The sequence below is a fragment of the Streptomyces thermodiastaticus genome (assembly GCF_014656135.1).
GTDB classification, from domain to species: Bacteria; Actinomycetota; Actinomycetes; order Streptomycetales; family Streptomycetaceae; genus Streptomyces; species Streptomyces thermodiastaticus.
The window spans coordinates 86,285-102,143 of record NZ_BNBV01000022.1 but is presented as its reverse complement, the minus strand read 5'-3'; the positions used below and the strand labels follow the sequence as shown (position 1 = coordinate 102,143).

General features: G+C 71.8%; 12 protein-coding genes and 2 pseudogenes. 2 read left to right on the top strand and 12 right to left on the bottom strand.

The annotated features are described in order from the left end of the window. A pseudogene (locus IE286_RS19730) lies at positions 1-129 on the top strand (ATP-binding protein); the annotation flags it as partial. A gap of 366 nt (positions 130-495) precedes the next feature. Here IE286_RS19730 and IE286_RS19725 read toward each other — a convergent pair. From IE286_RS19725 to IE286_RS19715, 3 genes are all read right to left on the bottom strand, one after another. Beyond that, positions 496-684, bottom strand: a complete 189-nt coding sequence (locus tag IE286_RS19725; RefSeq protein WP_189798099.1) for an acyl-CoA carboxylase epsilon subunit — start codon at positions 682-684, stop codon at positions 496-498. 56 nt (positions 685-740) lie between these two features. After that, on the bottom strand, positions 741-2,336 hold the full coding sequence (locus tag IE286_RS19720; protein WP_189798098.1) for an acyl-CoA carboxylase subunit beta: 1,596 nt from the start codon (positions 2,334-2,336) through the stop codon (positions 741-743). Positions 2,337-2,651: 315 nt separating this feature from the next. Next, positions 2,652-4,016 carry a hypothetical protein gene (locus tag IE286_RS19715; RefSeq protein ID WP_189798097.1) on the bottom strand — a complete coding sequence of 455 codons (1,365 nt, stop codon included), beginning with the start codon at positions 4,014-4,016 and terminating at the stop codon, positions 2,652-2,654. Positions 4,017-4,150: 134 nt separating this feature from the next. On the opposite strand from IE286_RS19715, the gene IE286_RS19710 reads away from it, so the two are divergent. Beyond that, a complete protein-coding gene (locus tag IE286_RS19710; RefSeq protein ID WP_189798096.1) occupies positions 4,151-4,741 on the top strand; it encodes a GPP34 family phosphoprotein in 591 nt (196 codons plus the stop codon). 66 nt (positions 4,742-4,807) lie between these two features. Here IE286_RS19710 and cimA read toward each other — a convergent pair whose 3' ends face one another. From cimA to IE286_RS19675, 9 genes and pseudogenes are all read right to left on the bottom strand, one after another. Beyond that, positions 4,808-6,412 (bottom strand): citramalate synthase, encoded by a 1,605-nt coding sequence (gene cimA, locus IE286_RS19705; protein WP_189798095.1) that lies wholly within the window; start codon positions 6,410-6,412, stop codon positions 4,808-4,810. 388 nt (positions 6,413-6,800) lie between these two features. Next, positions 6,801-8,108, bottom strand: coding sequence for an MFS transporter (locus IE286_RS19700; RefSeq protein ID WP_189798094.1), 1,308 nt, complete (start codon positions 8,106-8,108; stop codon positions 6,801-6,803). 181 nt (positions 8,109-8,289) lie between these two features. Beyond that, entirely contained in the window at positions 8,290-9,408 is a 1,119-nt protein-coding gene (locus IE286_RS19695) for a TolB-like translocation protein (RefSeq protein ID WP_189798093.1), read from the bottom strand. A 409-nt stretch (positions 9,409-9,817) separates the two neighbouring features. Then, positions 9,818-10,001, bottom strand: a pseudogene (locus tag IE286_RS27290) (TetR family transcriptional regulator C-terminal domain-containing protein); the annotation flags it as partial. 159 nt (positions 10,002-10,160) lie between these two features. Next, positions 10,161-11,249 (bottom strand): branched-chain amino acid aminotransferase, encoded by a 1,089-nt coding sequence (locus IE286_RS19690; protein WP_189798092.1) that lies wholly within the window; start codon positions 11,247-11,249, stop codon positions 10,161-10,163. A 291-nt stretch (positions 11,250-11,540) separates the two neighbouring features. Continuing rightward, positions 11,541-12,587 carry a 3-isopropylmalate dehydrogenase gene (locus IE286_RS19685; protein ID WP_189798091.1) on the bottom strand — a complete coding sequence of 349 codons (1,047 nt, stop codon included), beginning with the start codon at positions 12,585-12,587 and terminating at the stop codon, positions 11,541-11,543. 86 nt (positions 12,588-12,673) lie between these two features. Continuing rightward, positions 12,674-12,805 (bottom strand): hypothetical protein, encoded by a 132-nt coding sequence (locus tag IE286_RS27675; protein WP_267969934.1) that lies wholly within the window; start codon positions 12,803-12,805, stop codon positions 12,674-12,676. A 331-nt stretch (positions 12,806-13,136) separates the two neighbouring features. Then, positions 13,137-14,768 (bottom strand): L-glutamate gamma-semialdehyde dehydrogenase, encoded by a 1,632-nt coding sequence (pruA, locus tag IE286_RS19680; RefSeq protein ID WP_189798090.1) that lies wholly within the window; start codon positions 14,766-14,768, stop codon positions 13,137-13,139. Between the two features lie 57 nt (positions 14,769-14,825). Next, complete coding sequence (locus IE286_RS19675) at positions 14,826-15,752, bottom strand: proline dehydrogenase family protein (RefSeq protein ID WP_189798089.1); 927 nt, start codon at positions 15,750-15,752, stop codon at positions 14,826-14,828. Between the last annotated feature and the right edge of the window lie 107 nt (positions 15,753-15,859).

Sequence of the window (15,859 nt, the reverse complement as noted above, 5' to 3'; positions counted from 1 at the left end):
GAAGTCCGCGAAGCACTCCAGATCGGCCCCGACACCCCCATCATCACCACCGACGCCCGCCACCGCGCCGACGCCAAGTCGACCCTGATCACCCTGGTCGAACACGCCCTCATGGCACGACTGCGGTGACGTCCCGCGCGGCACGAGAGGGCGCTCTCCGGCACGGAGGGCGCCCTCTTTGCTGCCCCGGGCACTCCCCCTGACTCCCCCTGGAACGCGAGCACGAAAGCCGGCCACGAGCACTGTGCTCACCATGCCCACGTCGTCCGGGACCCTGGAGTTGCCGGACGCGATCACGGACGTGATGGTCGCGGAGTTCGCGATCCGGTACGCGGAGGCCGTGGCCCGCGCCCCCGTCGGCCGCCGATTGCGGATCCTGGACCGTGCCGGCCTCGTGCACAGCATTCCGTACCGTGCCGGCCCGGTGCACAGCGCAAGCCGCCGGCTCCGTGGAGGGGAGCCGGCGGCTTGTGTCGTCGGTGCGGCGTTCGGGCTTCAGCGCCAGCTGTGCGGGGCGCGGAAGCCGCGCTCACGCTCCAGGCGGCGCCAGCCGGCGCGGGCGCGGGCCCGGTGGGCCGTGGGAGCGGGGCGGGCGGCGGCGCGGGCCAGGAGGACGGCCGTGATGGCGGCGACCTCCTCGGGCTCGGCGTGGCCCTTCTCGACGCGGATGTCGGGAGTGTTCATGGGTGTCGTTCTCCGTACGTGAGAGGTCCGCAAGGGCTCGGCGACGACTCCGCCGGTCACTGCGGCGGGTTGCCGTGCTTGCGGGAGGGCAGGTCGGCGTGCTTGGTGTGCAGCATCGCCAGGGAGCTGATGAGGACCTCACGGGTCTCGGCGGGGTCGATGACGTCGTCCACGAGGCCGCGCTCGGCCGCGTAGTACGGGTGCATCAGCTCGGCCTTGTACTCCTTGACCATCTTCTGCCGCATGGCCTCGGGGTCCTCGGCCTGGGCGATCTGACGGCGGAAGATGACGTTGGCCGCGCCCTCGGCGCCCATCACCGCGATCTCGTTGGTCGGCCAGGCGTAGGTGAGGTCGGCGCCGATCGACTGGGAGTCCATCACGATGTAGGCACCTCCGTACGCCTTGCGCAGGATCAGCGAGATCCGCGGCACGGTGGCGTTGCAGTAGGCGTACAGCAGCTTCGCGCCGTGCCGGATGATCCCGCCGTGCTCCTGGTCGACGCCCGGCAGGAACCCGGGGACGTCCAGGAAGGTGACGATCGGGATATTGAAAGCGTCACACATCTGCACGAAACGTGCAGCTTTTTCGCTGGCCTCGATGTCGAGCACACCGGCCAGCACCTGCGGCTGGTTGGCGACGATGCCGACCACCTGGCCGTCCAGGCGGGCCAGGGCGCAGATGATGTTGCGCGCCCAGCGCTCGTGTACCTCCAGGTAGTCGCCGTCGTCGACGATCTCCTCGATCACCTTGGCCATGTCGTACGGCCGGTTGCCGTCGGCCGGCACGAGGTCCAGCAGGGTGTCGCAGCGGCGGTCGGCCGGGTCGGTGCACGCCACCCGCGGCGGGTTCTCCCGGTTGTTCTGCGGCAGCAGGGAGAGCAGGTAGCGGACCTCGGCGATGCAGGTCTCCTCGTCGTCGTAGACGAAGTGCGCGACACCGGAGGTCTCGGCGTGCACGTCCGCGCCGCCCAGGCCGTTCTGGGTGATCTCCTCACCGGTGACGGCCTTGACCACGTCCGGGCCGGTGATGAACATCTGCGAGGTCTCGCGGACCATGAACACGAAGTCCGTCAGGGCGGGGCTGTAGGCCGCGCCGCCCGCGCAGGGGCCCAGCATCACCGAGATCTGCGGGATGACGCCGGAGGCTTTGGTGTTGCGCTGGAAGATGCCGCCGTAGCCGGCCAGCGCGCTGACGCCCTCCTGGATGCGGGCGCCCGCACCGTCGTTGAGGGAGACCAGCGGGGCACCGGCCGCGATGGCCATGTCCATGATCTTGTGGATCTTCGTGGCGTGGGCCTCGCCCAGCGCACCGCCGAAGATGCGGAAGTCGTGGGCGTAGACGAAGACCGTGCGGCCGTCCACCGTGCCCCAGCCGGTGACGACGCCGTCGGTGTACGGCTTCTTCGCCTCCAGGCCGAAACCGGTCGCACGGTGCCGGCGCAGCTGCTCGACCTCGTGGAAGGAACCCGGGTCCAGGAGCAGCTCGATCCGCTCCCGGGCGGTCAGCTTGCCCTTGGCGTGCTGGGCCGCGGTCGCCTTCTCGCTGGGACCCGCCACCGCCTGCGCACGGATCTCGTGCAGTTCGGCGACCCGCCCGCGCGCGTCCGTCGGCTGGCCGGTCGGCTCACCCGTCGTCTCTTCCAAAACGGTCATGGAGTGACCTTACGAAGCCGACCGGGGAAAGCGAGCCGTTGACTTCGTACAGTCTCCGGAGCGTTTTCCTGGTGCCACCGAACAGAACCGTGGGCCGATGCAGCCTTTCCGACTGCTCAGAGGGGATCGGCGTTGTAGGGAACCCACAAAGCGGGCGGGGCCGCGCCTGCACCCGTCCGATGGCGGTGCATGCCGCTGTCGGGGTGACGGCACAGGGCCGGACGGGCGTCCTGGTGCGGCACGAGCCGCCGGGGGACATGCCCGAGCATATCCGTGTCCGCCGCCGGGCCCGCCGGCCCCGCCGCGTACGGCGGTTCAGAAGCCTCCGCCGCCCCCGCCGAAGTCGCCGCCGCCTGAGAAGTCCCCTCCGCCGAAGTCGCCCCCGCCGAAGTCCCCGGGGTCGAAGTCGGGGCCGGAGAAGTCACCGCCGTGGCCTCCGTAGCCGTCGTAGCCGCCGAAGTCGCCGTACCCCGAGCCGTAGTCCGCCGCGTACGAGGGGGTGGCCATCATGCTGCCGAGCAGGGTGCCCACCAGCAGGCCGGGCAGGATGCCGCCGCCGAAGTAGCCGCCGGCCCAGGGGCCGTAGGCGGGACCGGCGTCCCAGTAGGGCCGGCGGCCCCAGGCGGTGTCGACCTCGCGGATCTGCGGCTCGCGGCCCTCGGCCAGCCGCACCCGGTCGGCGGCGCACACCGGCACCTCGCGGGTCACCCCGCCCTGCGGGGTCCAGGAGGCGTCGGCCACCGAGGGGCCGTGACGGGGGTCGAAGAAGCACGGCGGGCGCCGCTCGGGCAGCGGCCGCCCCTCGCGGCGCGCGGCGAGCTGGGCGAGGCTGAGCCGGCCCTCCTTCAGGGCCTCGGTGACCGTGCGCACGTCCTCGGGTCTGCGGGCCTCGGCCATGTGCTGCTTGGCCTGCTCGTAGGCGTCCAGGGCCCGTTCGTAGTCGGCGCGCATGGCGTCGTCGGCGCCGGGCTCGGCCGGATGGAAGTCCAGGCGGTCCAGCTCCTCACCGAAGGCCGTGATGTCCTCGTCCACGACGACCCGCAGCTTCTCCAGGGCGGCCCGCTGCTCCTCCTCCCGGCGCCGCCGGGTGTGCCGCGCCATGGCGTAGGCGCCCGCCCCGCACAGCACCAGCAGCGCCCCGACGGTGATCAGCGTCGTGGAGGGCACACCGGTGCGGCCGGAGCTGCCCCAGCTCGCGGGGGCCGAGCCGCGCATGGCGGGCAGGGCCCGGTCGGTGAAGTCGGTGAGCTGGGTGACGGCGCCCTCCCCCTGCACGCTGGTGACCAGGTTGCGCACGGCGGTGCGGGAGAGCACCGAGGAGTCGGCGCGGGCGTCGAAGCGGTCGCCCAGGCGGACGGCGTAGACACCGGTGACGCCGGTGGCGGTGCGCAGGTCGGTGAAGAGGTTCTCGGTCGGGTAGCCGGCCGGGAGCACGGCGACGAACAGCGGCTTGTCGGCGTCCTCGATCCGCCGGGCCAGTGCCGCGGCGTCCTCTTCGGACAGCTGGCCGGAGGCGGCCGGATCCACGTAGACGGGGCTCTCGCGCAGGGCCTGTGCGACCGTCGAGACGCTGTCGGCGGCCTCGGCGCGCGGCAGCCCGGTCGACAGCACGGCCAGGACGGCCACCGCGAGCGCGACCAGCAGCCGCAGAGGGGCTCGGGGCAGGACGACGGCCTTCATGGTTCGAAACTACCCGAAATCCGGGCAAGACGGTCACCCGTACGGGTGTGCGCGCCAGGCACGGCGACGTAGGGTCGGCGGTGGATCCGGACCGGCAGGCCCGGGCCGACGGCACCGACGCCCGGGAGGACGGCATGACCACACCACGGGACCTGCTGCTCGTCACCCTGGACGTCCCGGGCACCCGTCCCGTGGAGCAGGGGGACCTCTCGCTGGCCCTGGCGGGCGCGGAACTCGCCGATCTGCTCGCCGAGGAGTCCGTCTCCCTTCAGGACGACCGGATCGTGCCCGGCCTGATCCCGGCCACCGGCGACCGGCTGCGGGGCCGGGCGAGCGCCGCGCTCGTGCGCCAGGCGCCGTACGAGACCGTGGAGGACTGGCTGTGGCGCCGGGGCCGCGGGCTGGCCGCGGCGTACGTGGCCGAGATGCGGGCCCAGGGACAGCTGGCCGCCCCGCGCCACCGCTGGATGCCGGCCGGGCCGCCGCAGCCGGCCGACTCGCCGGCCCGGAGCGCGGCGGCCCGTCGCTGGGCCGCGCGCGAGCCGGTCCTGGTCGCGCTGGCCGCCGCCCTGGGCATCGAGGCCGGGCAGCCCGTCGTCCTGGACGACGAGGCGCTGCAGACCGTGCTGGCCGCCGTCGGTCACGCGGTGACCGAGCTGGAGGGCGTACGGCAGCGGCGCCGCATCGAGGACGCCGCCTTCGACAACATCTGGCGGGCACCCTGACAGGCGGGGGGACGGACGCCCTCCGGCGCGCGCCGGGGCCCGCGGCGCCGGAAAGCCGCGACTCGGCTACCGGGCCGGTTCCACGCCCGCCCGCAGCAGCCCGTAGGTGTAGGCGTCCTCCAGGGCCCGCCAGGAGGCGGCGATCACGTTGTCGGCGACACCCACCGTGGCCCACTCCCCCGCGCCGTCGGAGGTGGACACCAGCACGCGGGTGGTGGAGGAGGTGCCGTGCCGGCCCTCCAGGATGCGGACCTTGTAGTCGACCAGTTCCAGGGTGCCGAGCTGGGGATAGATCTTCTCCAGGGCCACGCGCAGGGCGCGGTCGAGGGCGTTGACCGGGCCGTTGCCCTCAGCGGTGGCGACGATCCGCTCGCCCTTGGCCCACAGCTTGACGGTGGCCTCGTTGGCGTGTGTGCCGTCGGGGCGGTCCTCGACGATGGCCCGCCAGGACTCCACGTCGAAGTAGCGCAGCGGCCCGCCCTCGGCCTCGGCGCGCAGCAGCAGTTCGAAGCTGGCGTCGGCGGCCTCGTAGGTGTAGCCCTCGAGTTCGCGTTCCTTGACGCGGTCGACGATGCGGCCGACGAGTTCCCGGTCGCCGCCGAGGTCGATGCCGAGTTCCTTGCCCTTCAGCTCCACCGAGGCCCGGCCGGCCATGTCGGAGACCAGCATGCGCATGGTGTTGCCGACCGACTCGGGGTCGATGTGCTGGTACAGGTCCGGGTCGACCTTGATGGCGGAGGCGTGCAGACCGGCCTTGTGGGCGAAGGCGGAGACGCCCACATAGGGCTGGTGGGTGGAAGGGGTGAGATTGACGACCTCGGCGATGGCGTGGGAGATGCGGGTCATCTCGCGCAGCCGGCCCTCGGGGAGCACCTTCTTGCCGTACTTCAGTTCCAGGGCGGCGACGACCGGGAAGAGGTTGGCGTTGCCGACGCGCTCGCCGTAGCCGTTGGCGGTGCACTGCACATGGGTGGCGCCGGCGTCGACGGCGGCGAGGGTGTTGGCGACCGCGCAGCCGGTGTCGTCCTGGGCATGGATGCCCAGCCGGGCGCCGGTGTCGGCCAGCACGGTGGCGACGGTCGCGTGGACCTGGGCGGGGAGCATGCCGCCGTTGGTGTCGCACAGGACGACCACGTCCGCGCCGGCCTCGGCGGCGGTGCGCACGACCGCGGTGGCGTACTCGGGGTTGGCGCGGTAGCCGTCGAAGAAGTGCTCGCAGTCCACGAAGACGCGGCGGCCCTGGGAGCGCAGGTGGGAGACGGTGTCGCGGACCATCTCCAGGTTCTCCTCCAGGGTGGTGCGCAGGGCCAGCTCCACGTGCCGGTCGTGCGACTTGGCGACCAGGGTGATCACCTCGGCGCCGGAGTCCAGCAGCGCCCGCACCTGCCGGTCCTCGGCGGCGGTGGTCCCGGCGCGGCGGGTGGAGCCGAAGGCGACCAGCTGGGCGTGGCGGAAGTCGATCTCCTCACGGGCGCGCGCGAAGAACTCGGTGTCGCGCGGGTTCGCGCCGGGCCAGCCGCCCTCGATGAAGCCCACGCCGAAGTCGTCCAGGTGCCGGGCGATGGCCAGTTTGTCGGCGACGGTGAGGTTGATGCCCTCGCGCTGGGCGCCGTCGCGCAGGGTGGTGTCGAAGACGTGGAACGAGTCGTCCAGCGGGCTGGATGCGGACATGTCTCAGGCTCCTGGTGTGGGATCTCGGTCATACCGGAATAACCGGTTCCACCGTCCCCCCATCCTCCCTCGCGCCTCGTTCCCGGCTGAGGTGGGCCAGGAAAACGAAAAACCTCTCGCGGGTGCGAGAGGTCTGCGCGCGGGTCGAGGACGACGGCGGCCGCCCGTACTTGGTCGTACGAGGCGGTCACTGCGGACCGGCGCGCCTGCTGCCAATAATCATGGCGAACGAGAGCACGGTGGCAGTCTCGCACAGGTCCGCCCGCGCACGCACGGCGTCTCAGCATGCGGGCGACGCCCCGGACACCCGCCCGGGACCGCCGGGCACCGGCCCGGTAGGTCCACGGCACGGTGCGGGCAGGCCGCGCGTCGGCGGCCTGTCCCTGGCTCAGCCGTGCACGCGGCTGCGGACCGGGGCGTCGTCCGCGGTCCGCACCCGGGTCAGGTCCAGGTCGCGGGTCTCCCGCATGGTGACATACACCACCAGCGAGACGGCCGCGCAGCCGGCCACGTACCAGTAGAACCCGGACTCGGCGCCGGCGTTCTTGAACCACAGGGCGACGTACTCGGCGGTGCCGCCGAACAGGGCGTTGGCCAGGGCGTAGGACAGGGCCACGCCGAGGGCGCGCACGCCGGTGGGGAACAGCTCGGCCTTCACACAGGCGTTGATGGAGGTGTAGCCGGTGACCACCACCAGCGCCAGCAGGGACAGCCCGAGGGCCGGCCAGAAGCTGCCGGCGTGCCCCAGCAGGGTCATGATCGGCACCGTCAGCAGGGTGGAGCCGACCGCGAACCCGATCAGCAGCGGGCGGCGGCCGATCCGGTCGGACAGCCGGCCGGCCAGCGGCTGCAGACAGGCGAAGACGATCAGCGCGGTGAAGGACACCAGGGTCGCGGTCCGCTTGGGCAGGCCGGCCGTGTTGGACAGGTACTTCGTCAGGTACGTCGTGTAGGTGTAGTACGCCACGGTGCCGCCCATGGTCAGGGCCATCACCAGCAGCGCCTCGCGCTTGTGCTGCCACAGGGCGCGCAGCGTGCCGCGCTCCGGGTCCGCGCCGGCGTCCGCCTCGTAGATCTCGGTCTCCAGCATGCTGCGGCGCAGGTAGAAGACGACGGCAGCGCCGAGCGCCCCGATCACGAAGGGGATGCGCCAGCCGTAGCTGTGCAGGGCGTCGTCGGACATCGTGTGCTGGAGCAGGATCTGCAGGCCGAGGCCGATGATCTGTCCGGCGGTCATGGAGACGTACTGGAAGCTGGAGGTGAAGCCGCGGCGCCGGGGGTCGGAGGCCTCGGTGAGGTAGGTGGCGCTGGCCGCGTACTCGCCGCCCACCGACAGCCCCTGCAGCAGCCGGGCGACGAGCAGGACCGCTGCTCCGCCGTAGCCGGCGACCGCGTAGGTCGGCGCGACGGCGATGAGCACCGCGGAGGCGGACATCAGCGTGACGGTCAGGGTCAGCGCCGCCTTGCGGCCCCGGCGGTCGCCGACCCGGCCGAGCAGCCAGCCGCCGACCGGCCGCATGAAGAAGCCGACGGCGAAGATGCCCGCGGTGTTCAGCATCTGGGCGGTCGGGTTCCCGTGCGGGAAGAACGCTCCGGCGAAGTAGGTGGCGAAGCTGGCGTAGACGAACCAGTCGTACCACTCCACCATGTTGCCGGCCGAACCGATCCAGATTCTCTTCCAGTTCTCTCGTCCCATGAGCCGTAACTGCCCCACCAGCAGCGCGTTGTCACCTCAGCGGGCGGTCCGGCACATCGGTGGCTCCGCCGGTGTCCCTGCGACGAGGTCCCCGGCGCCGGAGTCGAAGGCGGCCGGACGGACGGCGAGGACGAGCCGGCCCGGTCCTCCCGCTCGGGTGCGTGCGGCGAATCCTCACGGGTCAGGGGACGCGGCGGACGAAGACGTCGGCGGCGGCGTTGGTGTCGCCGGGTACGAGGCCGTCGGCGGCGGAGGTGAACGCGACGCTGCGGCCCCGGGCGCCGACGGCGCCGGGCTGCGCGGTGGATCCGGCGGGCGCGACGGGTGTGGTGCGGCCGGTGCGCACGTCGAGCAGGCTCAGCCCTTGCGCGGTGGACAGCAGCACCTCGCGGGCCTGCGGGCCGGCGGTGACCGCCGGGGTGTCGGCGACCCGGCGCAGCCGGCCGGTGCGCAGGTCACGGAGGTACGTGCCGCCCTGGGCGGTGAACACGACCGCGCGCCCGTCCTCGCTGAGCCGGACCAGCGTGGCGGTGCCGAGCCCCTGGTTCGCCTGGATCCGGGCGCCGGTCGGGACGTCGGCGACATAGACGTTCCCGGGCCGGTCGGCGGTGGCACGGGTGGCGAAGGCCACGCGGCGGCCGTCGCCGCTGAGCTGGGCGGCCGTCTTCGAAAGGTCCTCGGGGCCGGAGACCAGGTGGTCGGTGCCGGTGGCGGTGTCGCGGACGTACAGGTACAACCCCTCGTTCGAGCCGTAGCGGTTGCCCGCGCGGAAGGCCAGGTGGCGGGCGTGGCGGTCGAAGGCGAGCAGTTCCGTCTGGGAGGCGTCCGGCGGCGGGTCGGCGGGTGCGATGCGCTCGGTGGTGCCGCTGGTGCGGTCGTAGACATAGCCCCAAGGTGTGTGGCTGCCCTCGGAGTACCCGACGTGGCTGCCGTCGCCGCTGATCACCATCGGCGCCCAGTGGTCGAGGTTGTCGAGGTGTCCGACGGTGGTGAGCGCGCCGGTGCGCAGGTCCTTGACGAACAGGCACCGGCTCCCGCCCCTGCCGCAGCCGAGGTTGTGGGCCTTGGAGGAGAACGCCACCTGCCGGCCGTCGTCACTGATCACCGCCTCTCCCGAGGCGCCGTCCGCCTGGGTGCCGTCGGCGGCGGTGCTGATCCGCTCGATGCGCGGGCCGGGTGACGGGCGGGACGGCTGCGGGGCCCGCGGCCGGGCCTGCGCGGTTCCGAGGAGCGTGGTCGCGCCCAGTGCGGCGGCCAGGACGGCCGTGAGCGCGGTACGGCGTAAGGCAGAGGTGGGCATGGGTGTCTCCCCGAGGCGAACGGGCGAACAGGACGGGTGAGCGCGCAAGGTCAGCGTGCGCGGGCCGACGGTCGGTCAGCGCACGCCGGCCGGTGGGAGGTCGGCACACGCGGCCGACGGAAGGTCAGCGCACGCGGGGCGGTGGGAGGTCGGGACACGCCGGCCGGTGGGAGGTCCGCGGGGCGCGGCGAGGCCTGCGTGCGCAGGCGGCGGTCGCCGGCGCCGGGCGGCGGCGTGCCGGAAACCTGGGCGCCCCGGGCCGCCGTTCGGGCGCCAGCACGTGCGGTCACGGACATGGTTCCCCCCGAAACCCTGTCGTCCCCGGTCCCGCACCGAGGACCCCACCAGCATGCAAGCGCACCCGGGGCCCGCGTCAATGCGCTCGTCGGCGTAGAACCGGGGCGGTCGCTCAGGCGTCCGCGAGCCGAGCCCGTCCCAGAGTGTCGTCCAGGAACGCGCGGACGTGGGCGAGGGACGTGCTCCCGGTCGGTGCCGCGCAGGCCGATCACCACGTGGAGGGAGAAGCCGTCGAGGAGGGCGCGCAGCCGGGTGGCGAAGCGGTCGGGGTTTACGGGCTGGAACTCGCCGTGCGCATGCGCCACAGGGTGCGCCGCCGCCCCTCTTGATCACTGCTCTGAAGGGAGATGCAGTAGTCGGAGAAGGGTGTGCGCCGGGGCCGGGAGATGTGAAGAGGCCGCCGCGGACAGCTCGTCCGCGGCGGCCTGAGGGTCGGCCGGAGGGGTGGATCCGGCTCAGCACACCTTGTGCATCCAGCCGTGCCGGTCCTCCACGAGGCCGCGCTGGATGCCCAGCAGGGCCTCGCGCAGCCGCATGGTGACCGGGCCGGGGGTGCCGTCGCCGTGCGTCCAGGCGTCCGTCTTGGTCTTGACGTGGCCGATCGGGGTGACCACGGCGGCGGTGCCGCAGGCGAAGACCTCGGTGAGCGCGCCGGAGGCGGCGTCCGCCCGCCACTGCTCCAGGGTGATCACGCCCTCCTCGGCGGTGTAGCCGAGGTCGCGGGCGACCTGAAGCAGGGAGTCGCGGGTGATGCCCTCCAGGATGGAACCGCTCAGCTCCGGGGTGATGATCCGGTCGCCGTAGACGAAGGCGACGTTCATGCTGCCGCTCTCCTCGACCTTGGTGCGGGTCGCCGCGTCGAGGTAGACGACCTGGTCGCAGCCGTTGGCCGCGGCCTCGGCCTGCGGCAGCAGGGAGGCGGCGTAGTTGCCGCCGGTCTTGGCGTCACCGGTGCCGCCGGGGACGGCGCGCACATGGTCCTCGGAGACCCAGATGGTCACCGGGGCGACACCGCCGGAGAAGTAGGCACCGGACGGCGAGGCGATCAGCAGGAACAGGTACTCGTTGGCCGGGTGGACCCCGAGCCCGTTCTCCGCGGCGAACATGAAGGGCCGCAGGTACAGGGCCTCCTCGCCGCCGTGCGGCGGCACCCAGTCGGCGTCCTGGGTGATCAGGGCGTCCAGGGCCGCGATGAACAGCTCCTCGGGCAGCTCGGCCATGGCCATGCGGCGGGCGGAGTTGCAAAAGCGCCGGGCGTTGGCCTCCGGGCGGAAGACCGCGACGGAGCCGTCGGGCTGGCGGTAGGCCTTCAGGCCCTCGAAGATCTCCTGGCCGTAGTGCAGCACATGGCAGGAGGGGTCGAGGGAGATCGGCCCGTAGGGGACGAGCTCGGCGTCGTGCCAGCCCCGGCCCTGCGTCCAGCGGATCGTCACCATGTGATCGGTGAAGTGGCGGCCGAAGCCGGGGTTGGCCAGGATCGCCTCTCGCTCGGCCGCGGGAAGCGGGGTGGACGAGGGCTTGAGCGCGATCGTGGGCGTCGTCATGTGTGCGTGTCCTTCACCGTTGTCGTGACGGGCCGCGCTCACGCCCGTGCGACCGGCGGCCGACGCCTGGACGTCCTAGTGTTCCCTCTTGTCGCGGCTCCACGTCGGATTATCGCGCTCGGGCGTGCGGCGGCAAGGGACAGGGGTGCGTCTCGGGGGCGTGCGGCGATAAGGGACGGGGGTGAGTGCGGTGATGACTTCCGATGGCCGCGGCCGCGGCCGGGCATACGGAAAGCCGCCGGGTGCCGGTGGGCTACCCGACGGCTTCGAGACTTCGAGCGGCGCGGCGGGTCAGCCGGCGGCTACGCGTACGCGGAGCGCGTCACCGATCTCGGAGGTGCTGCGCGCGGGCAGCGTGGCCCGCTCCGCGAGGTCGGCGGAGACGGCGTCCTCGATCCGGCCGGCCTCGGCCTCGTAGCCGAGGTGGCGCAGCAGCAGAGCGACGGACAGGACGGTGGCGGTGGGGTCGGCCTTGCCCTGGCCGGCGATGTCCGGGGCCGAGCCGTGGACGGGCTCGAACATGGACGGATAGGCCCGGCTCGGGTTGATGTTGCCGGACGCGGCGATGCCGATGCCGCCCGAGACGGCCGCGGCCAGGTCTGTGATGATGTCGCCGAAGAGGTTGTCGGTGACGATGACGTCGAACCGCTCCGGCTGGGTGACCAGGTAGATGGTGGCGGCGTCGACGTGGATGTACTCGGTGGTGACCTCGGGGTACTCCTGGGCGACCCGGTTGAAGACGTCCGTCCACAGATGGCCCGCGAAGGTCAGCACGTTGTTCTTGTGGACCAGCGTGAGCTTCTTGCGGGGGCGGGCCTGGGCACGGGCGAAGGCGTCGCGGACCACGCGCTCGACACCGTAGGCGGTGTTGACCGACACCTCGGTGGCGACCTCGTGCTCGGTGCCCCTGCGGATCGTGCCGCCGTTTCCGGTGTACGGGCCCTCGGTGCCCTCCCGGACGACGATGAAGTCGATCTTCGGGTCACCGGCCAGCGGTGTCGCCACGCCCGGCAGCAGCTTGCTCGGGCGCAGGTTGACGTGGTGGTCGAAGGCGAAGCGGAGCTTGAGCAGGAAGCCGCGCTCCAGGACGCCGGAGGGCACGGACGGGTCGCCGATCGCACCGAGCAGGATGGCGTCGTGCCGCTTGAGCTGTTCCAGGTCGGCGTCGGTGAGGGTCTCACCGGTGGCGTGGTAGCGCCGGGCGCCGAAGTCGTACTCCGTGGTCTCCAGCTTCACGTCCTGCGGGAGGACGGCGGTGAGGACCTTCAGGCCCTCGGCCACCACTTCCGGGCCGATGCCGTCACCGGGGATCACTGCGAGGTCGATGCTGCGAGACATGCCCGCACCCTACTCCGTGTCCCATGACATGACACACGGTGTCCGCGATGCGGACACCGTGCCGGTCGTGGACGGCCGGGGAGGGGTCAGCGCCCGGTCGCGCCGCCGTTGTCGCGGCGGTCAAGAGCGCGCTGGAGGGCGGCGGCGGCGTTCCGGCGGTCGGCCTCGTTCGAACGGGAGACGTGACGGACGCGGCGGCGGACGGTCGTCTCGGCCATGGCAATCCACTCCTTCGGGACAGCACGGAGCGCGGAAGAAGAAAAGGGGAGACGCCGGATGCGGCGGGGAGCAGCGAAGCCGCAGGGATCGCCTGCGCGGGGCCCGGCTCACGACCGCCATTCGCTGGATGAGCGAGACGTTCGGCTCCTACAAAGCTAGGGGAGGATCACGCGGCTGTCTGCACAAGTGCTCGGACTTCCTACTATCTGAGACAGCACTCCCCCGCCCGCTGCCCTGACCTGGGGTTTTGCGGGACGGTGCCGGACATGCCGGACGGGCCGGGTGCCGCGGCACCCGGCCCGTCCGTGCCGTCCGTCCGCTCGCCGGCGGTCAGCCCATGTGCGGGTAGGTGTAGTCGGTCGGCGGGACCAGGGCCTCCTTGATGGCCCGGGTCAGGGTCCAGCGCAGCAGGTTCTGCGGGGCGCCGGCCTTGTCGTTGGTGCCGGAGGCGCGGCCGCCGCCGAAGGGCTGCTGGCCGACCACGGCGCCGGTCGACTTGTCGTTGATGTAGAAGTTGCCGGCCGCGTAGCGCAGCTTCTCCGCCGTGTAGGCGGCCGCCGCACGGTCGTTGGCGATGACCGAGCCGGTGAGCGCGTAGTCCGACACCGACTCCATCTGGGTCAGCATCTCGTCGTACTTGTCGTCCTCGTAGACGTACACGGCGAGGATCGGGCCGAAGTACTCGGTGCGGAACACCTCGTTCTCCGGGTCGGTGCACTCGATGACGGTCGGGCGGACGAACCAGCCCACCGAGTCGTCACAGGTGCCGCCCGCGACGATCGTGCACGCCGGGTCCTGCGCGGCCCGGTCGATGGCGGCCTTGTTCTTGGCGAAGGCCCGCTCGTCGATGACCGCACCGATGAAGTTGGACAGGTCGGTGACGTCGCCCATGGTGAGCGCGTCCACCTCGGCGGTGAACTCCTCCTTGAACCCGTCGTTCCAGATGGACGCCGGGATGTAGGCGCGGGAGGTCGCCGAGCACTTCTGGCCCTGGTACTCGAAGGCACCGCGGATCAGAGCGGTCTTGAGCACCGCGCGGTCGGCGCTGGGGTGGGCGACCAGGAAGTCCTTGCCGCCGGTCTCGCCGACCAGCCGCGGGTAGGTGCGGTACTTCTCGATGTTGTTGCCCACCGTCTTCCACAGGTGCTGGAAGGTCTTGGTGGAGCCGGTGAAGTGGATGCCGGCCAGGTCGCGGTGGTTCAGCGCCACCTCGGAGACCTCCAGGCCGTCACCGGTGAGGAGGTTGATGACGCCCGCGGGCAGGCCGGCCTCCTCCAGCAGCCGCATCAGCAGCACGGCGGCGTGCGTCTGGGTCGGCGACGGCTTCCAGATCACCACGTTGCCCATGAGGGCGGGCGCGGTGGGCAGGTTGGCGGCGATCGCCGAGAAGTTGAACGGCGTGATCGCGTAGACGAAGCCCTCCAGCGGGCGGTGGTCCAGGCGGTTCCACACGCCCGGGGAGTTGGCCGCCGGCTGCTCGGCGAGGATCTGCCGGGCGTAGTGGACGTTGAAGCGCCAGAAGTCGACCAGCTCGCAGGGGGTGTCGATCTCGGCCTGCTGGACGGTCTTGGACTGGCCCAGCATGGTGGAGGCGGCGATGGTCTCGCGCCACGGACCGGACAGCAGCTCGGCGGCGCGCAGGATGATCGCCGCCCGGTCGTCGAAGGACATCGCCCGCCAGGCCGGCGCGGCGGCCAGGGCCGCGTCGATGGCGTCCTGGGCGTCCTGCCTGGTGGCGTTGCGGTAGGTGCCGAGGACGGCCTTGCGGTTGTGCGGCTGGACGACCTCGAAGGCCTCACCGCCGCCCATCCGCTTCACCCCGTTGATGGTGCAGGGCAGGTCGATGGGGTTCTCGGCCAGCTCCTTGAGCTTGGCCTGAAGACGGGCACGCTCGGGCGAGCCGGGGGCGTAGCCGTGCACCGGCTCGTTGACGGGGATGGGGACCTGGGTCACAGCGTCCATGGGTTCCGTGGCTCCTTGTACGTGAGCGGGTGTTCGGGGTACGTCGCGGGTCCGGGCTCAGTCCTTGGTGACCATCGAGCGGAGGAAGAAACGCAGGTTCGCCGGCTTCTCCGCCAGACGGCGCATGAAATAGCCGTACCAGTCGGTGCCGTAGGCCGTGTAGACACGCATGCGGTGGCCCTCGGCGGCCAGCCGCAGCTGCTCCTCGGTGCGGATGCCGTACAGCATCTGGAACTCGTACTCGTCCAGCTTGCGGCCGGCGGTGCGGGCCATCTCCTGCGCGATGGAGATCAGACGCGGGTCGTGGGAGGCGACCATCGGATAGCCGTCGCCCTCCATCAGGGTGCGCAGGATCCGCACGTACGCCTTGTCGATCTCGTGCTTGTTCTGGTGGGCGACCTCGGCGGGCTCCTTGTAGGCCCCCTTCACCAACCGTACGCGAGAGCCGCTCGCCGCGAGGCGGCGCGCGTCGGCCTCGGTGCGGAACAGGTACGCCTGGATGACGCAGCCGGTCTGCGGGAAGTCCTTCCGCAGCTCCTCATGGACGGCGAACATCGAGTCCAGGGTGGTGTGGTCCTCCGCGTCGAGGGTGACCGTGGTGCCGATGCCGGCGGCGGCCTCGACGACCGGTCGGACGTTGGCGAGCGCCAGCTCGTGCCCGCCGGGCAGCGCCTGGCCGAACATGGACAGCTTCACCGACATCTCGACCCTCTCCCCCAGGTTCAGGTCCTTGAGCCGGTCGATCAGCGTCAGATACGCGTCCCGTGCGGCGGTGGCCTGCTCCGGGGTGGTGATGTCCTCGCCGACCACGTCCATGGTCAGCTGAAGACCCTTGCCGGTCAGGTCCTCGACGACGGGGACGATGTCGTCCACGGTCTCGCCGGCGATGAAGCGGTCGACGACCTGCTTGGTCACCGGGGCCGCCGTAATCAGCCGTCGCATCCGGTCGCTGCGCGACGCGGCGAGAATCACGGGACCCAGCACGGGGCACCTCCACAACTGTCAGCAAGGGGCCGAACCCGGCGATCCGGGTCGGCACGGAGAACCACCGTGAAAGCTATGGATCACTGTGATCGTGGGCCATCGACAGC